At 43.0% G+C, this 21,163-nt stretch carries 15 protein-coding genes; 5 read left to right on the forward strand and 10 right to left on the reverse strand.

Annotation, left to right across the window (positions count from 1 at the left end; genetic code table 11):
• Positions 1–84: 84 nt before the first annotated feature.
• Positions 85–1,353, forward strand: coding sequence for a CCA tRNA nucleotidyltransferase (locus ACQFX9_RS19725; protein WP_427157877.1), 1,269 nt, complete (start codon positions 85–87; stop codon positions 1,351–1,353).
• A gap of 139 nt (positions 1,354–1,492) precedes the next feature.
• Here ACQFX9_RS19725 and ACQFX9_RS19730 read toward each other — a convergent pair whose 3' ends face one another.
• Positions 1,493–3,712, reverse strand: a complete 2,220-nt coding sequence (locus tag ACQFX9_RS19730; RefSeq protein WP_427157879.1) for a heavy metal translocating P-type ATPase — start codon at positions 3,710–3,712, stop codon at positions 1,493–1,495.
• 678 nt (positions 3,713–4,390) lie between these two features.
• Here ACQFX9_RS19730 and ACQFX9_RS19735 point away from each other — a divergent pair.
• The 4 genes from ACQFX9_RS19735 (at position 4,391) to hpsU (ending at position 8,805) form a co-directional block, all read left to right on the forward strand.
• Positions 4,391–6,145: a protein kinase domain-containing protein gene (locus ACQFX9_RS19735; RefSeq protein WP_427157881.1), complete on the forward strand. Its 1,755-nt coding sequence runs from the start codon at positions 4,391–4,393 to the stop codon at positions 6,143–6,145.
• Positions 6,146–6,387: 242 nt separating this feature from the next.
• Positions 6,388–7,179 (forward strand): hypothetical protein, encoded by a 792-nt coding sequence (locus ACQFX9_RS19740; RefSeq protein ID WP_427157882.1) that lies wholly within the window; start codon positions 6,388–6,390, stop codon positions 7,177–7,179.
• 37 nt (positions 7,180–7,216) lie between these two features.
• A complete protein-coding gene (locus ACQFX9_RS19745; RefSeq protein ID WP_427157884.1) occupies positions 7,217–8,134 on the forward strand; it encodes a glycosyltransferase in 918 nt (305 codons plus the stop codon).
• A gap of 104 nt (positions 8,135–8,238) precedes the next feature.
• On the forward strand, positions 8,239–8,805 hold the full coding sequence (hpsU, locus tag ACQFX9_RS19750; protein ID WP_427157885.1) for a hormogonium polysaccharide biosynthesis acetyltransferase HpsU: 567 nt from the start codon (positions 8,239–8,241) through the stop codon (positions 8,803–8,805).
• Positions 8,806–8,864: 59 nt separating this feature from the next.
• On the opposite strand, the gene ACQFX9_RS19755 is transcribed toward hpsU, so the two are convergent.
• From ACQFX9_RS19755 to ACQFX9_RS19795, 9 genes are all read right to left on the reverse strand, one after another.
• Positions 8,865–10,070 (reverse strand): ABC transporter substrate-binding protein, encoded by a 1,206-nt coding sequence (locus ACQFX9_RS19755; protein ID WP_427157886.1) that lies wholly within the window; start codon positions 10,068–10,070, stop codon positions 8,865–8,867.
• 144 nt (positions 10,071–10,214) lie between these two features.
• Positions 10,215–10,982 carry a DUF928 domain-containing protein gene (locus tag ACQFX9_RS19760; RefSeq protein WP_427157887.1) on the reverse strand — a complete coding sequence of 256 codons (768 nt, stop codon included), beginning with the start codon at positions 10,980–10,982 and terminating at the stop codon, positions 10,215–10,217.
• A 322-nt stretch (positions 10,983–11,304) separates the two neighbouring features.
• Complete coding sequence (locus ACQFX9_RS19765) at positions 11,305–13,629, reverse strand: CHASE2 domain-containing protein (RefSeq protein WP_427157889.1); 2,325 nt, start codon at positions 13,627–13,629, stop codon at positions 11,305–11,307.
• A gap of 152 nt (positions 13,630–13,781) precedes the next feature.
• Positions 13,782–14,750 (reverse strand): DUF1822 family protein, encoded by a 969-nt coding sequence (locus ACQFX9_RS19770; RefSeq protein ID WP_427157890.1) that lies wholly within the window; start codon positions 14,748–14,750, stop codon positions 13,782–13,784.
• 185 nt (positions 14,751–14,935) lie between these two features.
• The gene (locus ACQFX9_RS19775) at positions 14,936–17,686 is read right to left on the reverse strand and encodes a CHAT domain-containing protein (protein ID WP_427157891.1); all 2,751 of its coding nucleotides are present in this window, start codon (positions 17,684–17,686) and stop codon (positions 14,936–14,938) included.
• A 161-nt stretch (positions 17,687–17,847) separates the two neighbouring features.
• Positions 17,848–18,498, reverse strand: a complete 651-nt coding sequence (locus ACQFX9_RS19780) for a sigma-70 family RNA polymerase sigma factor (RefSeq protein ID WP_427157893.1) — start codon at positions 18,496–18,498, stop codon at positions 17,848–17,850.
• A 72-nt stretch (positions 18,499–18,570) separates the two neighbouring features.
• A complete protein-coding gene (locus ACQFX9_RS19785; protein WP_427157895.1) occupies positions 18,571–19,200 on the reverse strand; it encodes a precorrin-8X methylmutase in 630 nt (209 codons plus the stop codon).
• 133 nt (positions 19,201–19,333) lie between these two features.
• Entirely contained in the window at positions 19,334–20,143 is an 810-nt protein-coding gene (locus ACQFX9_RS19790) for a TPM domain-containing protein (protein ID WP_236141354.1), read from the reverse strand.
• A 233-nt stretch (positions 20,144–20,376) separates the two neighbouring features.
• Positions 20,377–20,925, reverse strand: coding sequence for a DUF948 domain-containing protein (locus tag ACQFX9_RS19795; protein ID WP_427157897.1), 549 nt, complete (start codon positions 20,923–20,925; stop codon positions 20,377–20,379).
• Between the last annotated feature and the right edge of the window lie 238 nt (positions 20,926–21,163).

The raw sequence follows: 21,163 nt of genomic DNA on the forward strand, positions 1-21,163 counted from the left end.
ACCAACTCCAGAAGGCCTTGATTATTGTTAATCTAACTTAAGCCCAACCTTTATTCACCAGCTGTTGGGTTGATTTTTATTACAATGTCTTCTGATGTAGTTTTGCGTCTAGCTCCTGAAAATTGGCCTTTTAGTCTAGAATGCTTGCCACAACCAGCTTACATGGTGGGTGGTGCAGTGCGGGATGCGCTTTTGGGGAGGAGTCGGGAGTATTGGGATCTTGACTTTATTATTCCATCGGATGCGGTTAAGGTAGCTAGAGCGATCGCTCGTCGTTATCAAGCTGGGTTTGTGTTACTAGACTCAGAACGGCAAATTGCGCGGGTGGTGTTTCCCAATGCAACGGCTGATTTTGCCCAACAGGAAGGCGAAAGTTTAGAGACTGACTTACACAGAAGAGATTTTACTGTAAATGCGATCGCCTATAATCCCCATAGCCAATCTATCATTGACCCTTTAGGCGGCTGTGATGACATTAAGTCGGGTCTAATGCGGATGATATCACCCCGCAATTTAAGAGACGACCCTCTGCGCCTGTTGCGTGCTTATCGTCAAGCGTCTCAACTAGGCTTTACGATTGAAACCAATACCCAGAATACTATCCGAAATTTAGCATCGCACATATCCCAAGTTGCCGCCGAACGAGTCCGCGTAGAAATTGGTTATTTGTTAGCTAGTCCCCAAGGAACACCTTGGATAACCAAAGCTGGCGAAGACGGGTTACTTGCACCGTTGTTTAAAAATGCAAATCACCACAGCTTTACTAAACTCGCAGCCGTTGATACTGTGGCGAATAAATTAGCAGAACATTGGCCACAACTAGGTGTAAAACTGCAAAATTATGTGCGTGATACCGTCAAAACTACATGGCTGGGTATTGCTAAACTCGCCTGTCTTGTTCATCAACAACCAACCGCAGCCGAATTAGAACTACAGGAACTTACCTATAGCCGCGCGGAAGTTCGCGCTGTCACCACTGCCTTGAAATTGTTCCCTCAGCTAAAATTTGCTGATTCCGTGCGAGAACAGTATTTTCTCTTCCAAGAAGCAGGAATTGTATTTACGGCTACAATTTTGTTAGCCTTAGTGGACGATAATCTGGTAGAGCCGATGTCTGGCACTCATCCATTCCAGGTATACGCACCATTGATCAGCCGCTACCTTAACCCTGATGATCTGGTCGCTCATCCCACTCAGCTAGTAAGTGGTAAAAATCTAATGATAGCACTAAATATTCCCGCATCGCCACTAGTAGGAGAACTGCTGAAGGAAATAGCTGTGGCACAAGCTGAAGGGAAGATTTCTACTCAGCAAGAGGCGATGGAGTGGGCGAAAGCAATTATTCAGCAATGAGATTGGGGATTGGGGATTGGGGACTGGGGACTGGGGACTGGGGACTGGGGATTGGGAAGTTTTCTTCCCCTGCCCCCCTGCCTCCCCTGCCTCCCCTGCCCCCCTGCACCCTGCCCCCCTGCACCCTGCCCCCTGCCTCCTACCTCGGCGGATCTCGGTGCATCAGGGGACGCAACCCATTTAAGCCGGCGGCGATCGCGGAACCGTTGTGAACGACGGTGGCGGCTAGGGGATGTAGTCCTACGGTGGTGGCTAGTCCTAAAGCGGCTAGGTTAGGAACTACGGCTAGGCTGATGTTTTGTTTAATGATGGCTTGGGTTTGATGGGCGATCGCGATTGCTTCTAAAAAGCTGCTGAGGTTATCATCCATCAGGACGATATCGGCTGTTTCTCTGGCTACTTCGGAACCACCACCAAAGGAAATGGATACATCTGCATAGGCGAGGGCGATGGAATCATTTAAGCCGTCACCAGTAAAGGCGACGGTTTTACCGGAATTATGTAATTTTTGGATGATTTCGGCTTTTTGTTCGGGAAAGGCTTCCGCGTGGACTTGGGACAGGGGTAAATTTAGTTCTTCTGCTACAGCTACAGCCCGTTGGTGATTATCCCCTGTCAATAGATGTATTTCCATGCCGTATTCTGTTTGTAATTTCTCGATGATGCTGGCACTTTCTGGGCGCAGGGGGTCTGTGTAATAAATCACACCTTGAAATTCCTGATTGACGCTGATATACAGCAAGGAATCATGGGCGGAAATACGGCAATTGAGGTGATGGGGACAATCTGCATGGTTGCAACGATGGGGTTCATAGAGACAATCAAGAACCACGCCACACTGACGCAAAAAGCGATCGCTACCTACTATCACTTGTTCTCCGTCAATTTCAGCACGGACTCCTAAACCAATTTCATAGGTAAATGCTTGGCGGGGGAGAATCTCAATCCCCTGTTTTTCAGCATAGCGGACTACGGCTTGGGCGACTGGGTGAGTCAGGCGTTGTTCGGCGGCGGCGGCTAGGCTTAAGAGTCTGTAGCTAGACATTCTGCCATTGACGGTTTCCACTTCCATGACTTCAATATCACCCTTGGTGAGAGTGCCGGTTTTATCAAAAACTAATGTGTCCACCTGTGCTAATTTTTCTAAGGTGCGACCACTACGGATAAGTACACCGTGTCTGGTGGCGTGGTGTAAGGCGGCTAGGAAGCTTGTAGGGAGGGAAACGCGAATTCCCGTGACAAAATCTAAGGTGAGGATAGATGCTGCCCTGGATGGGCTACGAGTAGCAGCTAATACTAGTCCAGCAAAAATTAAGGCTGGTAGTACAGCTTTGTCGGCGATCGCAGCTGCATAGTTACCCATGCGGGTATCATGTACGGGAGCTTGTTGGACTAATTCTATACTGGCACCTGCACGGGTGGCACTGCCTACCCGTTCCGTTTGGATGTAAATTTCTCCTTCTCGTACCAAGGTAGAAGCGTAAACAGTCTGCCCTACTTGACGCAAAACAGGCATTGATTCCCCTGTCAATTTTTGCTGGTCAATTAACGCTTGACCACGCAAGATTTGCCCATCGACGGGGATTTGTTCGCCGGGATAAACGATTACAGTGTCTTGTGGCTCGACTTGGGTGGCGAGGATATGTTTTCTTTCTCCGTCTGGTTGGATCACCCAAGCGTAATGTCCCAGAGAATCGAGTAAATCGGCGGCGTGATGTTCGGTAACTCTGGCGGTGCGATCGCGAATCAAATCACCAATTTCGTGGAGTGTCATCACCAAAGCTGGGGTGAGAAGATTTCCTTGGGCAGAAGTTAAGGCGATCGCCAGCAAATCCAGACAATCTATATTTAATTTTCGGCTTTGGGTAATGCTGGTATAAGCACGTTTGGCAATTGGTAAAGCCGCCAGTGCTACAGTTGTGCCAATTATTGCCCTGGGAATGGGAAACCCTAACCCCAGTAAAGCTAAAACTGTAGCCAAAGCTGGTAACTTCACCCCAGCCTCATCACTGGCTGCTACTGTGGGACTGGGAATTTGTGGCTTGTGAGTTTTGCGAATTTGGGCTTCTTGTAGCAAATCTATTAAGTAATTGGGCAATAAATCATGTTTGCTATCAGCTAATTGATAGTAAATTGCAATAGAACTCGCCCAAATATTAATGCGAAATTCCAAAACCCGACTATCAGATTTTAATAACTCCCTGAGAGTTTGAGTGTAATCAGGATCATGGGTTAAAAGAGGGATGCGAAATCTAATTCTACCGGGAATTTTATGTACTACATGATAGTCAATTCCAGTGACAATTTTTGACTCTTCAATCAATCGCTGATTAATGTTTGGTTTAGTGGCGATCGTCATGATTTCCCCCTCATGATGTTGTGGCGAAATAATGGGTGGGAAGTCGTTCTGATAGTGATTTCAGCATCCCACAAAAAATATATGTCCTGTTTTAACAAGTAATTTAACTATAGACATAAGTCTATTTAATACTGTTGTTGCTAATTTTCCGAACAATGCAATTATTTTTAAAGATTAGTATGTGAAAGCCAAGGCTATACCTGACAACATATTTTTAGTATTTACTGGCAATTTTACTAACTACTTAATATAGGATTTATCTTAAGAAAAAATTTATGTTTTTCTAGATGTTATTCAAGCGTATTTGTTCTCAAAATTAGGATGAGGTCTGTAGTCAGGAATAAAGTCCTGACTACAAACATTTAACTATTTACCCTGTATTACCGATGTTATTCTTTACACTCTGTCCAGAAAAACGGATTTAATTTAGAGTGTGGGTGATCAGGGTGTAACGTTTTGAAATTCTCAGAACTTATAACTAAACAGAATCTAAATCCGTTGTTCATTCGTCAGAGTATGTGATGTACATTGAAAAATAGCTAATACATTTAACCTGCATGAGTAAAAACGCAAAGGACAGAAGCACATAAACAGATTTAAGAGGTTATTGTTATTTATTTGGAATTTTTGTAGATACAAGCCTTCCCGTAGGCTATTTTGAATTCGGAGCGAATTGAAGTGACATCCATTCTGCTGAACAATCGCTATCAAGTTATTCAGGTACTCGGTGCTGGTGGGTTTGGGGAAACCTTTTTGGCAGAAGATACTCATATGCCTTCTCGTCGTCGTTGTGTAATTAAGCAACTCAAACCCATCACTAACGATCCTCAAGCCTACCAAATAACGCAACAGCGATTTGAGAGGGAAGCGGCGACTTTAGAATATTTAGGTGAACACAGTGACCAAATACCTAAACTCTATGCTTATTTTTTAGAGAATGGCCAGTTTTACCTAGTCCAAGAATGGATTCATGGTCAAACTCTCAGGAATTTGCTGGAAACCAAAGGATGTCAGAGTGAAACTATTGTCCGAGCCATTGTCTTGAGTCTGCTAGCAGTTTTAAACTACGTGCATAGCCGAGGGATTATCCATCGAGACATTAAGCCAGATAATATTATTTTGCGTGCAGTTGACCAAAAACCATTTTTAATTGATTTTGGTGCAGTTAAAGAAACAATTCGTTCTGTAGCGGGTTCTCATCCTACACGTTCGATGGTCATAGGTACACCAGGATATATGCCTAGTGAACAGGCGGTGGGTAGACCAGTTTACGCTACTGATATCTACAGTTTAGGTTTAACGGCGATTTATTTATTGACAGGCAAAAGTCCCGAAGAATTGCCCACAAATCCCCAAACAGGTGAGATTCTTTGGCAACAATACGCGCCGCAGATTTCCCCTGATTTGACGACGGTGTTAAATCAGGCGATTAAACCACAGGCAAGCGATCGCTTCACCACTGCTAGTAAAATGCTCTATGCTTTATCTGCTGTGGATAATGTACCTGTGCCGTCCGTTATTCAGACTCCTCCAGCAACTCAACAAACTCAAGCTATACCCATAGTCAAACCCATCCCTTCCCCCAAAAAACAACAGCCTGTTTGGATATTAGGCGGTTTGATTATAGGTGGTTTACTTAGTGGCGTAGCACTATCTACACTAACTCGTCCATCTCCAACGGACACCATTTCTAGTGATCCCATACCCTCACTATCGTCTCCCAGTCCCGATACTGTAGTTTCTACCCCTCCTATCCCTGAAACTTCCTCTCCACCTCCAGAAATTCCCCAGTCTACCCCTGCGCCATTCATTCCTGCTCCAATTACACCCAAAGCCGAAATCCCTCCTACGATAGTTAACACTCCGCCTGCACCCGAAGTTACAGCCATACCAACACCCACTATCGAGAATAATAATCCTGTTGTAGAACCACAACCCACAGAATCATTACCCCCAAGTCCACCACCCAAAAGAAGAAAGCAAAATACTACTAGACAAAGCATCCCCGCCTTCCCCACAGGAACAGCCAGAAACACCGTAGAAGCCAAACTCGGAAAACCCAATAGAGATTTAAGAGGTGCTTGGGGTAGAACCCGTGCTGTTGTGTACAATTTAATACCCAATCAAGTTGATTTAGGTTATTTATTTGACCGCGACACCGGAGAACTCAGGCAAACTGAAGTAGCTTTTGCCCAATCAGTAGATCCTCAAGTGATGCAAAATACTCTCAACGGAATGCTGAATGGTCAAACTACAGCCAAAATTCAGCAAGGATTAGAAAAAGTTCAACAACGCCAGAGAGATGACTTTAGTTTTTCAGTCGGTGCAGTCAAAGGTCAAATCATTCGCCAGAACTGCGATTTAATTTACATTAGCGTCTGGGATGCAGATTTACATGACTTTGTGAATCCTGCATCAGCGAAACAGTGCTGATAACAATTCAAAATTCAAAATTAAGAAAGCGAGATTCAGCATACCTTTTATCTCCCTTATCTCCCTTGTCTCCCTTGTCTCTCTTGTCCTGAAACAACGAATATTTTTTGAATAACTACCATTAAGAATACTCAGCACTCAAGACTCATTTTTGACTTTATGCCACAATGGGCGAAAGATAGGAATCTTTACGACCCATTTCTAAATCTTAAAAACTAGACAGTAGATGTGAGGGGAATCTGATGAAAGCAGGTATAAAACGCATTGAAGCAACTTTACATGATTTAGGAAGTCGTGACAATACTGTTACGGAAACGAGTGAAAATATCAAGCGTCCTGTATCTTTTAGAATTAGTGTAGGAGCTAAGGAAAGTACAGAATCCCAAACACAAGAAACCATAGAAGAAACAAATACAGAATTCTCCCACCCAAATACTACTAACGAAAATTTATTTCCTCATCACAGTTCTGTACAAACTTTCCCCACGCAAGAAGATGGGGTTAATGCACCCAGCCTACCTAAATTCAAAACCCAAAGTTTCAGTAACCATCGCCATGTTGCTAACCCAGCATTAGCAGCGAATATCCTGCAAGAAATTCAAGCACACGTAGCAGGTTGGCAAAAAGAGCTACACAGCATTGTGCAGCAAATTCAAGATTTATACTTAGAAGGGCCGATTGTTAACGGTTGGTTAGAATCCAATCCTTGGGAAACAGAACATGGCGGAAAAGCTACACTCCGTCACGGCGAAGTGGAACGTCTCATGGACTACGTGGAAGAAATTTGCGCTCCCGATGGGACTAAAATACCCCATCCCGCCCTCAAAACGGGTTATCGGCTTTGTGGTGTCGATGCGTCAGGTAAAGTTTGGTCACGTCCTTGTCCACCCAATCAACTAGCAGAGGTGAGCATGGCGATCGCACGTTATCAAAAACTACGCCAACTGCTAGGCCGCAAGCAATACCTAGAAACCCGCCTCAGCCAACTAGCAGAAACCTTAATAGTATTACACAGCCACATTCAGCAAGTTTAAATTCTCATGACTAATGACTAATGACTAACAACTAATTATGCAAATCTCTGCAATTATCTGTACTCACAATCGAGATAATTATCTCGGTGCGGCGATTGATAGCCTTTTGGGACAGGATTTCCCTGGGGAATTTGAGGTCATAGTGGTGGATAATGGGTCAAGCGATCGCACCCGTGAAGTTACGGAACAAAGGGCAAATGACCCCAGATTAAAGTATATTTTTGAACCGATTCTTGGTTTATCTGTTGCGCGCAATACTGGGGCAAAAACGGCAAAGTCCGAAATTATAGCCTATTTAGATGATGATGCTGTAGCTAGTTCTGGTTGGCTACGGATATTATATGATGCTTATCAAAATAATCATCAATTAGCGATCGCTGGCGGGAAAGTCACTCTACTTTGGCCTCCCAATATAGAACCACCAAAATGGCTATCTCCTGGTTTAGCCGGTAATTTAGGAGCTTATGACTTGGGTGATAGTGTAGTTTACATCGAGCAGCCAGGTTTAACACCCAGGGGTTTAAATTATTCCATCCGCCGTCAATTTCTCACAGAAATCGGTGGTTTTGACCCCCAATTAGGTAGAGTCGGTAAAAACCTCCTCTCCAACGAGGAACTACAAATGACAGAACTGGCTCTAAAAAAGGGTTGGCAAGTCGCCTACCTTCCCGCCGCCTTAGTGGCTCATAATGTTGCACCAGAACGCATTAATCGTTCTTGGTTCCTCAATCGCGGCTGGTGGCAAGGGATTAGTGAATGTTATCGTGAACAACTAGCAGGTAAAGCCGGAGTCGCACAGTTTAGCCGAGGCGGGGAAAGATTTGTGAGGGGATTGTATAAAACAGTACAATACTCCGTCAATGATCCAGCCCAAAGCTTTGATAATTTAGTTTATACTTACGGACAAATAGGTTATTTAAATGCCGTAATTCAAGGAATTTTATTTAAAAAGTAATGAGTGCTGAGTGCTGAGTGCTGAGTAATGAGTAATGACTATTGACTAATGACTGTTGACTAATGACTAATGACTAATGACTAATGACTAATGACTAATGACTAATGACTAACAACTCCTTTGTAGACTTACGCAAATATGACCAATCATGGTTTGATCGCGGACGGCCTAGTTGGTACATTTTACTGTGGTGGTTAGTGCAGGCGATCGCTTTTCCTCTGACATTGCATCCTTTTAATGGTTTGCGCTGTGCTTTACTACGCTTGTTTGGTGCGCGTATTGGTCAAGGTGTAATTATTCGTCCTACTGCCCGCTTTACCTATCCTTGGAAAGTGGAGATTGGTGACTATACTTGGATTGGTGATGATGTGGTTTTGTATAGCTTAGATGCGATTCAGATTGGTCAACACTGCATCATTTCTCAAAAAAGTTATTTATGCACTGGTAGTCATGATATCAAAGACCCCACCTTTGGCTTGAAAACCGCAAGTATTACCATTGGTGATGGAGTCTGGGTAGCTACAGATTGTTTTGTTGCGCCAGGAGTGCAAATTGGTGCTAACGCTGTTATTGGCGCACGTAGCAGTGTTTTTGCTGATATACCCTCTGGACAAGTATGCTGGGGTAGTCCTTGCCGTCCCCAATATCCGAGAGTCATGGATAAGTCATAGGGTGGGGAATGGGAAATGGGGAACAGGAAACAGGGAACAGAATTCTGAATTTTGAATTGTTATTTTAAGTATTGAAATCTACCATTTAAACCATTAGCATCCATCTTTAATTGAGCTACATAAAACTGTTTTTGGATGACATCTCCCACCGGTGTAAAAGCAATTTCACCAAGGGGAGTATCATATTTTTTTGCTAGTATTTCTTGGTTTAATGCTGTCCTTAATTCTGATAAATTTAATTGCTCAATGGGACGCTTTTGATTTAAAGATTGCAAAGCTTCTACATATACCTGCACTGCGGTAAATGCTTGAGCAGTCACTTGTGATGGTTGTTTTTTATATTGTTGAAGATAAGCTTGACGAAATGCCGTATTAATTTGATTGGGATGTTCAGGACTGTAAGCTTGAGCAATAATTATGCCATCACATAAAGCCTGACATACAGAAAATATATGTGATGTATTAAAACCATTACCACCAATTATTAATCCTTGATAACCCAACTCTCTTAATTGTTTAACTAAATTACCACCATCCACAGCTAAACCAGAAATAATTACTAAATCTGATTTTAAGTTAATAGCATTAGTAGCTTGGGTTTGGAAGTCGGTATCAGTAGTTTGAAATTTTTGGACTGTGACTAAATCTAAACCTTTCGCCTTGACGGTATTCTGAAATATTTCTGTTTCTGATTTATTAAAAGCATCATTTTGAGCATAAAAGACTGCTACGCGTTTGATTTTTGGGTTTATTTTGAGAGCCGCTTGTACAGCATTAGGTGCAACTATTGCCACAGAAGAAGATACACGCGCTATATAATCTCCAATTTCGGGAATTCCTTTAGCAGTATTAGAAGCCCCAATCACAGGAACTTTAGCGCGTTCAGCAATGGGATTAGCACTAAAGGCTTGTTGTGATAATGTAGGCCCAACAATACCAACTACCTTATCTTTATTAATTAAATTTTGGAAAGCGTTAATTGCTCCGACTTCATCACCACCAGCATCTTGAAACACCAAGTTAATTGGTTTGCCGTTGATACCACCTTGACTATTAAAATATTGCTGGGCAATTTTTACGCCGTCAATTCCTTCTTGACCGAGTAAGGCAATGTTGCTAGTCTGGGCAAAAGCAACACCTATAGGAATAGCATTACTATTATCGGAAGATTCGCTACGAAGATTACTAATTTTGTTGTGATTATCACTATTACTACAGGCAAATAAAAGTAAATTAAAAGTAATTAATAGGAGAATTTTTTTCATAATTGATGATAAAAATAATATGCGATCGCGTGGTTAACCATAGTGTGCATTAATCTTGTGAATTAATCCATAATTATAGGGTACGTTATGCTATGGACAACGCACCCTATAAATCAATATATAGTCGTGTGTTGTATCCCCAAATTAAGGTTGATTGGGACGTAAAGATTGGGATGCAATGTCATCTAAGCGCACACTAGCAAGCAAACTTTGCCATTTTTCTGCAATCACTAGGTCTTTAGGGTTTTCTTGACGTAATTGCGATATGGTTTTTAATGCCTCATGCCAAATACCATTTTGAAGATATATCTCAAAACGTTGCAAAGGTTTGGCTTTTGCTAATTTTTGAGTAACTTTTGCATCAAGAGTGACTCGTTTCATCACACCCTCTACATAAGTCGGGGATGACTCCTTTTGGGGGTCACAGTCTACAGTCAAAAACCAACGATATCGTTTGTTAACTTCCAAGGTAATGTTATCGGGTACAGAGATGCTGATAATTCCTGGTTTTTCTGGGAGAGCGATCGCTTTTTGATAAATTGTATTTGATTGCTGATCTTGCAAGACAAATTGTGTAGGATAAGTGGCAGGTCGAGAGTAAGGTACATAAAACATCAGCGTGGGATGGGCTTCTGTGGTTAATCCCCAGACATTCATCACCGTGGGAGGGCCTTCTGTATAAGGAGCTAAAGCTGTAAGTGGTGGTTTTACTGAAGGACACAAACCGCGTCTCGCCCCTCCACGGACACGACCCCCAGGCGCAGGTTCACCTGCGGGGGGTTGTGGTGGGTTGAAGCTGACTTTCTTGGGCTGGTTGGCGGTGGTGTTCGCGGGTACTGGTTTAGCTTGTACTAAACTTTGACCAGCCAGAAAACTAATGTAGCCTAGAAGTAATGAAAGCAGTATTTTCATAGATTTTATGTTAATTAACTCAAGTTACTAATACTAGTGACTTTGCGGGGATTCGGTGTGTTTCTGGTGTTAGTAAAATTAACGTCTACCCTACGGGAAGGTAAAAAGCTCACCAGTAAATTATTTCCAAGTCCGAAATAGTATAAGGACTAATACCATTTCACGAAAATCCTGATACAGATGTAAACCCTGAAAGCTTTGCTAATCCTCTTTTTTTAATTGCGTTAGCGTAGCGGGACGTTAGTCCATTGCGAATTGCAAATTGCGTTAGCGGAGCGGGGCGTTAGCCCATTGCGAATTGGTATAAAGTCCTGACTACAAACTATTTAGTGTACTTAGAATTTTGCATTGATACTACAGTGACTGTCGCTACTAATGAAATAGCTGACGGGACAAAGGGAAGCCAAACACCAGCAATCAATAGAGTTAGGCAAACAGCGTATAAAATCCCGGAACTAATACCAACTGCTAAGGCTAACTTAGGTAATACACGCCATTGCCAAGCTAATACACCTCCAGTCACAGCCCAACCCCAAATCCAAATTACTTCTAACCAAGGCGACAAAGCCGACAATAGGGGACGACCATCTAAAACCGCGCTGATAATTTGGCTAACCATATGGGCTTGTACCATTACCCCTGGCATTGGTTCATTGACCAGGCTGCCATAGGGGGTACCCCAATAGTCAGCGATATCTCCCCTAGTGACGACACCAATCAAAACAATCCGGTCTTTGATGGCGTTGGGATTAATCGGATTAGATAACAATTGTGTAAGTGTCACTTGTTCTGCGATTTGCTTAGAAGCGCGGTAGTTGAGTAAGATTTGACCGCCGTTGGCATCAATGCCTTGATAACCGCCAGTGCGAGATGAAAGACGGCGCAAAACTGTTTTTCCTAATTGCAAAGAAGGGGAAGGGCCAGATGTAAATTTTGGTTGAATGCCAGAGGCTGAGAGATAGAGAAATGCTAGTTGGGTGCTAAAAGCGTAGGGAGTAGAACATAGAGAAGTAGTTTCTTGGGTCATGAATAGAAGATGGCGACGTACCACACGATCTTGATCATCTATGAAGTCGCTAAAACCTAATCTTTCCTTGGGAATTTCTGGTGGTGGTGCAGTTGATTTGATCTTGACTGTAGCGTCACTGCCTTTACAGACCCCGATTAAATTATCAGTTTGTTGGAGTTGTGATTTTAAGTTTAATTGTTCTGCGGGGAAGTCGCGGTAGACATCTAAACCAATAGCTTTCGGCTGGTATTGATTGAGTTTTGTGAGTAATTGGTTGAGGTGTTTGTCAGAGATGGAAGTCCCTTTCAACACTTGGCCATCACGACGCTGATTTTCTATGTCTTCATCATCAATAGTCACTATTAGTAACCGCCGATCCGGCCCCTCCTCTGGACGCGATCGCATCATGTGGTCAAAAGCTTGCAGTTCAAAATTTTGTAATCCTCCCAGTAGTCGCAAACCACAAACTACGGCTGTCACCGCCAAGGTAGATAAAGCTAGCTTTTTCCAGCCCCGTTTTTTGTTAACAATGGGAGTAAAAGGTATTTCCTGGGTGGGGGACTGAATTAATTCATCCCAAGTTAAGGGTATCTGGGCAGGATTTTGACAGATAACGGGAAGCCAAGTGGCACAGGGAAATCTATCTTCTAAGCCCTGTAGTCGTTCTCGTGCGTGTCGGACTGCTTGGTATAAAGATTTACCATTAGCAAAACTTTGCAGAAAATATTTTAAGAACTCCTGCGCCACTTGGTCGGGAACAGGTTCACGCATCACAATAATTTGGGGGATGTGTAAATCAGCTAATTCCCGTGCTAAACCCAAGCCATCACAGGAGTTAAAAATTGCTAGTTGTAAACCCCGTTCGATTGCTTGTTTGAGGGCATACTTAAATTCCCCAATGGTGAGGCTATCGGTTTTATTCAGGTAAATTCTGCCGATATTGCCATTCCCCTGACTAGAACTGTGTCCCGCGAAAAATAAAATATCCCAGTTTTTTCCCCACAGATAATCGGTCAATTCTTTACGTTGTGGTTCTACTAAAAAACTCACATCGGCATAGGGCAATGTTTGTAAAACAGCTTGATCTGACTGGGTATCAATGCCTTGACTATTGCCGACGATCGCTAAAATATTTACTTGGGAATTGGGAGTGGGTGGTTTATAAACCCGGTCATAACTAGGTGAAGAAAGAGCAATTTCTGCTTTGGGATAGCGTTCGAGTAAGTCCCAGACGTGCCAAGGGAGTCTTTGCAATTGACTATTTTCTGATTGCAGGATGACTCTGATTTCGTCTGTAGGCATTAATTTTTCTAGCCATTTTTCCCGCAGGGAGCGAAAATCTTCCGCCTGTAGCCAAGCATTAAAGCGGGCGCGTAAAATATGGGCTAGTTCGTGACAATCTTCAGTCACAGAAACATTTGTCACTTGGATTTTATCGGCATCTAAGCGATAAGTGTTACCTAACTGGAGATAGCTAGCCTGCCAACGTGTGTAGTAAAGGGTGATTTCAGGACATGGTGGTAGTTTACCTGTAATTTCCGTAGCTGGGCGATCGCGTTCTTCCCCTATTTGCAAAGTGACGGTAAAACCTTGTTCAAAACCACCGTCACTAAATTTCAGCACCACTAACTTAGCCATGATGTCAGCCCTTTCGGGAAATTCAAAATAGCCTACCGTAAGGCTTGCGCCTCAACAATTCAAAATTCAAAATTCAAAATACCCTGGGAAGGTTTGCGCCTACAAAATTCCAAATCAACAAATTGCTGACTTAGGAATCTATCCCTTCGGCACTAGATCACGAAGTTTTCTGTAATACTCATATCACCCAATGATACCTGAATACTAAATTCCTCTTGAAGATCACCACGAAACTGTAACTGAATGTAATTATCAGCACTTCTAGCTTGAGCGTCTAAAAATACTGCCCCAGAATTATCTAATACCTTCAGTTGCACTCCAGCAGGTAGGTACATTTGATTACCGGTGGCGTGGAGTTGCAGACGAACACTAGTTTTTTGGTTATCTGCTGGGGAAATTTCCACAATCAACATTACTGGTTGATTATCGATTTTGATGCCCAAATCAATCAGTTTTGCTCTTCTAGTGACATTTTCTGCCTGTTCTTGTGTAGCTTCTGGTGTGCTGACAGGGCTACGAAAAGCAAAAGCAGGTCTTGCGTCTAAGGAATTTAACAAAGATTCTACTGTTTGCCAACCAGACTCAATTTGACCGACAAACCACTGGCTGAGATTAACTAAGGTATCCACAGGAGAAGTCTTCAATTGAGCCAAGCGATCGATTAATGTTTCTATTGGTTGTAGTTGACTTAAAGCTAAGGTCTCGGTGGCAACATTCTTGACAAAACCAAGTATTTGTGCTTCTTTTTCCGCATCATCCACTTGTACCACCACATAACCTACTCTGTCTTCCCAAGTTTCAGGGGGAATCGAGCAGAATTGACTAGAAGCCAGCACAGGACGACATTCCAGACGACCAACTGAAGACACCTCCAAATCAGCCACATCTGTACATAACTGCATAATGGGATTCCAACTGTCGCTAGCTGTGAGATTGGTAGGAATATCCATCATTTGTAAATAATCATTCACTACCCATACAGCTAAAGTATTGAGCCTTACTTGTTCTGCTTTGGCTGAAGTAGGCTGTTGGTTAGCAAACTGTTGGGCAGTTATACGAGCTGCTTGGGAAATCGGCAGCGTAATTGCGAAATCCTCTAGCTTGAAGGTGTTGTTAGTCATAAATTCAATCCCCAGTTGATCAATGCTGCTGTTTATGTATCATCCAAAGTCACTCAATTTATGCCAGAAAATAAATGAATTGTAGATAGTTTTCTGAAATTAAGGGTGTAGGGGGTATAGGGGTGGATAAACAAGCGTTTTACTCAATGCCTGGTTTGTCCCATGTCAAATGCCCCATACCCAAATTACAACCAATTGCCGATTAACACGTAAGCAGACCAAAAACTGGGTGCTTGGTAATTGGGATGGCGTAGTAGTTTGAGTTGAGCTAGTTGCAAAGCCTCGGCTTTAGTAATTTTGTTATTTCTGAGTTCCCGATAAAATTCACCGACAAATAAGGCGGTTGACTCATCATCAATTTGCCATAGAGAGGCTACGGTGCTGCGTGCGCCGGCTCTGACGGCTGCTCCTGCTAGTCCCAGGGCGGCGCGGTTGTCGCCTACGGCAGTTTGACAGGCACTTAAAACTAGTAGTTCGATGGGTCTTGTCCTGGTTTGTTCTTGATTGCGGAGTAGGTTATCAAATTCCTTAACGTTGATAGGGCCATCGTTAGCCAAAATAAACGTTTCTTCGGCAATAGAACTAAATTGACCATGAGTGGCTAAATGCACAACATTAAATGAAACGGCATTTACCTCTTTTTCTAGGGCTTCGCGGGTAAATTGCTGATCTAAAAGACTGGTGGTGGAGACTCCAGCACTGGCAATTAGGTCTACTTCTGATTTGATGGCAGGTAGGGGGGCAAAGTTAGGAAACCCTGCTGGGGGCTGAGTTAGTCCAGCCGTTAAGGCTCTGAGTTGTTGTCTTTGCAGGGGTTGGGGGTCGAGCAGTTGTAACCCGACGCTGAGAGCGATCGCATATTTTTCGATTAGATATTGCTTACCATCGTAAAGAACAGCCATCGGTATGTTACGCAACGCACCATCTAAGACAAACACTAATGTCTTCACACCACTGGCGGCTAATTGCTTTTCTATGGGCTGGAGTAGCCAGTTATAAACCTGTTGCGATTGAGTTTTAACAACGTTAGTAGTGGTGGGATTAATCAGATTTTTCCTGAGTTCGGTGAGGAGTTGGTTGACTTCTGTTTGAGAGACCTTAGCACTGTAATGCTGGAGTGGTTGATGAGGTATTTTGACGATAACTTGTAATTGTTGTGGCAAAATAATGGGATACAGAATGGCGGTGGAGGGGTTATCTTGATCTACGACTTGATCAATCAGCACACTTTCACCTTGAAGACAGGCTTCCTGAAAAAAGTTATCTAATTCTGCTAATTGCAAAGCTTCAATGCGTTGACGGGCTTTATCTAAAGTCTTGTCATCTAACTTTGCCACCGGAGACTGTAATAATAACTCTACTGATTGGCGATAGACGGGTTCTACACTGTCGCGAAAGTTGAACTGCACATCTTGGTTAACAGCTACTAAGTCATTTCTCAGAGATTTTAATGTTTCTACAGCTGCATCATAAGCTGCGATCGCCCCATTAATATTATTTTGCGCCCACAGCAATCTCCCTAACTGCCACTCTAAGCGATAGCTAATATCAGAAGCATTACTACTCTGTGCCAAAACTAATCCCTGTTGGGTAACATTTTGTGCTTCTGTCCATTGCTGATTGTTCTCATACAAATTTCCCAAACTTAACAAACCATAAGCTTCAGCTTGTTTATCTCCCAAAGTGCGGGCTTGTTGGATGGTATTGGCTAAGAATTGGGCGATTTGTTGGGGATTGGGGATTGGGGATTGGGGATTGGGGACTGGGGACTGGGGATTGGGGACTGGGGTATTTAATTTTGAATTTTGAATTTTGAATTTTGAATTGATTTGCCCCTTAGACAATTTCATCAAACTTTGAGCATAGTTAATCTGGGCATAGATGGCTGCACGACTGGGGGGGAGTTGGTTGAGTTGGGGGGGAATTGAGGCGATCAGATTTTGTGCTTCTGATAGTTGTTGAGTGTCTATCAGCAAACTGAGTTGATTGAGTCGGGCTTGAATTTGGGTGATGGGTGAGGCAGATGGCTCAATTTGTTGATAATAGTTAATGGCGGTGGTGGCTTCCTGTTTGGCTCGTGTGTTGTTCCCTAAGCTTTTGGAACGGGAACTATCAGCCCGTGCGTTGTTGCCTAAACTTAATAAACTTACTCCCACTTCTCCAGGTAATTGCAGGCGTTGGGCAATGGTTAAACTTTGCTCTAAAACAGTACGTGATTGGGTTAAATCACCAATTACCATGAGGGCATCACCCAGCGATCGCAATCCTACAGCTTTTTCTCTCGAATCTGGTTGTGCTTGCAATTTTTGGTTGACTGCTAACAAAATCTGCACCGCACGCCGATAAAAGCCTTGGTTACGCCAAGCTTGGGCTTGGTTAATCTGCGATCGCACTTCGCCAATGGGGTAATTAATTTTTTGATAAATCTCTGCGGTTTGTTGCCAAGTTGCTAAAGCTGTCTCTGTCTTGCCTGTGGCTAATTGTAACCGTCCTTGAATATCTAGGGTTTGGGCGAGTATTTGCAGAGTTTGCTGGTTCTTTTCGGTGGGGAGTAATTCCAGACTATTTTTAATTGCTGTTTGTGCGGCTTGCCAGTCACCAAGTTGTTGATAAGCTAGGGACAAGTTACTCAATGTAGCAGCTAATTTTAGTCTATCTCCTTGTTGCTTATACGCCTGGGCTGCCTGTTGTAATACTTGCACTGCCTCAGCAAAACGTCCCGCATCATATAAGGTTTTACCCTGATCTATCAATAAATCGCTTGGGGATTTGGCTAACTTTACCAAAGATGGGGAAGCAATGGTGTGATTGACAGCCAACACTGGTAAATTGACTGTCAACATCAACGCCACAAGAAAGTAAATAAATAGATTAATTTTGATTTTTGGCTTTTTGACTGGGAAATAACGATCAAAAACCCGAAAAAGTTTATTCATAAATATGGGCAACCAGCAGATGACAACCACAGGAATAGCCGTTGATTAGTTTTAAGCAACTAGAATCATGTTGCCATGAGCATCGGCAATCCCGGCATTGTTTCAACAATTATTTGACTCTCCCGTCGCTTTTTTGCGAGGGATGTCTAAAAAAGGATGTATTATATAAGTCCTTCAGATTCAGCAAATTTGCGTAATCTAGGCAGACACTGACGCTGATAAAAACTGCTTAAGGTAGGAATTGCTAACCCAAATTCCTCAGACAGTTCTTTCCAACTCACTTCGGGAGGTAGCCGTTTGAGTATGAGAATCTGACAGTTGACATCGGGACGACCTTTAATATAAGTGCTGCGTAATTCTCCGGTGGGGTCAGTTTTAATCCAAGTTTCTAATTCATCTAAAATTGGTGGTGGTTCTGGGGTAGCTGCTAAATTTTCTACAGGGTCAATCACATCGCCAATTTCACCTGATTTCGACTGGCGTACCCGCAAAGGAACTGTTGTGGCTTGCTCTTTATTTTGATTGATATAAAAATCCTGTAATCTGCGTTTTAAATAAGCATTTAACCACGTTACAACACTACCATAGGTAGGATCGTACTTCTGCCCAGTCAAGCCTTCGCAAATGTTACGACAGAAATATAACCAAGTTTGTTGTAGTGCATCTTGATAGTAGGGAGTATTTTCCCGCCAAAGTTTCTTGGAACTGAGGCGAATAATTTGCGTTAGTAATTTCTGACGTTGGGGACTTCCAGGAGGGTGTCCACAAACTTGGGAAACTAAGTTACGCAGCTGTTCATCAAATTCAACCATGATCACTAGATCGCAAAAGGCCAGAGTGTATTGCAAGCAGCAAGAATATCTTATTACTACAAGCCGTCATACTCAAAAGATTTCTGATCTCTTCTGTCCATAGGCTTGCCATGCTAAGTCTATCAGCCCATCGGCGATCGCCGCGGCCACAACTGTATTACCTTTACAACTATCAATAGTAATATTCGGAACTAAAGAATCTTGCAAACGCTTTTTAGCGTTATCTCCATCAACAAACACCACAGGTGCAGCAATTAGCAAAGCCGGGTGAATCTCTTCGGCTTCAATTAAATCTACCAAGGTCGTCAATGCGGTTTGGGCTTGACCAACAATAAATATTCCTTCTGGGTAACGTTTAGCTAAGGTTTCTACCCCCCAAGCAGCACGAGTTTTTGCCGTTTGGGGACGGGTTGAAGTTTCAGTGCTGCAATAAACTGGATTAGCAAAGGTATTTTGGATTTCGTAAGCAATACCTGTTTGCACCATCGGCACATCTACCACAATAGCAGTACGTGCAGCCAACGCTGCTGCCCCAGCCTGCAAAGCACGTTCTGAAAATCGAATTAAAGACTTATACTCAAAGTCAGCTGTAGCATAAATCACCCGCCGCACAATCTCATATTCTGCGGGAGAGAAAACATGATCACCAATTTCACTATCGATGATTGCTAAACTTTGAGCATCAGTTACGTGCCATTCCATTGCGATTGACTTCTGAAAGACTAGCCTTCAGCTTATCAGCTAGGGAAGGGAATGGGGAATAGGGAATGGGGAATGGGAGACAAGGTAGAATTTTTTATCGATGCCCGATGCCCAATGCCCAATGCCATATTTCCTATTCCTGACTTTCAACAGACGGACGACTGAAAACAGGTGATAAGAAAGCTACCAACGCCCCGATGAGAAAACCGGAGATATTTCTCACTAGAGGCAACCAATCACTAGTACGTGTTACTACAGGGCCGATACCGAAGGCGATAAACAGAATTCCCCACAAAGGCGAGAAAATTAACGCCCACTGCCAAGCAAAAACTTGTCCTTCTGTGCGGGGTTGAGCGGCAAATCCGCAAATAATCCCACCAATTATCGAAGTTACTAAGGTTAGAATCCACTGTTCTCTCGGTAATCCAGGTACAACTGTACAACCACCCTTGAGTAAACAGCCTTTTACGGAATCTAACGCCTGTAAAATCGCTTGGTCTTCTCCTTGTTCCCGCACAAAATACAAGTTACCAAAGCGGGTTTGCAATTCTATCCAGAAAGTACGGGGTAAAAGTTCATACACCGCATCACCCACACTAAAACTGAGGATGTTTCCGCCACGGGAGTCAGCAACTAACAGAATGCTTTTATCATCCAAGCCCCAGTAATTGATGACTGCTCTACCTGGTGTGCGGTCATATTGGGTTAAGACACGCAGTTTCCAACCAGTATCAGCCTCAAATTCCCCAATTTCCTGAACCAGTTTCTCTTCTTGGGGATCAGGAAGCGATTTAGCTAAATCCACAACTGGTGTGAAATATTTAGGTAACAATTCTGGGTTGTCATAAGCCAAGGCTGAAGAAGAATTGCTCACCCAAAGAGACCCAGCCAAGAAAAATACAGTAATAGATACTAAAATTTTTCGCCAAAAACAAGACTGCATGGACTTTTTTATACAAATATCAACAGTAGAAGTGAACAAGTTGCTTTAAAAGAGTATGAGAAAAGTGATAGATTGTTACACTTGTTTACTTTACTCTAATCTTAGGTAGGAAAGCAAAATATCTTTAATTGGGAATGGGGAATAGGGAATGGGGCATAGGGCATAGGGCATAGAAATCAAATCTACCTTGTCTCCCTTGTCTACCTTGTCTCCCAGTCCCTAGTCCGCAGTCCCTAATATTCCTCTTCCTCAAAATTATCCTGATGATAAGAAACGCCGTTATAGTTCTCATGAACGCGGTAGGCTTCTGCTTTGGTGCGGCGAGTTTCTGGCTTGAGTGTTTCTCTGTCTCTGAGTGTGAGGGTAGATGTAGATTGCTCGGTGATTGATAGACGTTCGACTGTGCGTTTGGTGTTTTTTTGGCGTGTGAAGGTTTTCCACGCTGTTTTGACACCAACCAAAATACTACGTGTACCTAATTGTAGATTTTGGGCTTGTCTTTTGGCAGTATCTAGGCTTTGGTCAACTTGTTTGACTACTTGACTGGCACTTTTTACGCCTTCACTCACATCATCAGTTAAATCTGTGATTTCCATCCCTGTCGTCCGAATGGCTTCTAAGGTGGGGGGTAGTTCCCGCGATAGCATATCAAATAATTTCTCGGCACTGCGAGCAGCTCTTGCTAATTCCTGCAAAGCTGGTATTGCTGCCACTAAAACAGCCGTCAGGCTGATGGCTACTAGAAGAATAGAAAGTCCCAACCAAAATAGGGGATGAGCCACGATAATCAAAAATTCAAAGTTAAAAATACTCTACGAGAAGTCATACCAATTCAAAATTCAAAATTCAAAATTCCCTACGTAGGCTTACGCCAGCGTAGCAAAGGCTTGCGCCTACAAAATTAAGAAATCCATATTTTGCAAGGGTTTCTGGACTTGAATCGGTTTCATGATTTTAGTGAATTGGTATCAGCTACACAAATCAAAACGTTTTACCATCAGGTTTCGATGTTAGAACACA

Origin of the sequence: Aliinostoc sp. HNIBRCY26, from assembly GCF_050235535.1 — a bacterium.
In the GTDB taxonomy this organism is placed as follows: Bacteria; Cyanobacteriota; Cyanobacteriia; order Cyanobacteriales; family Nostocaceae; genus Trichormus.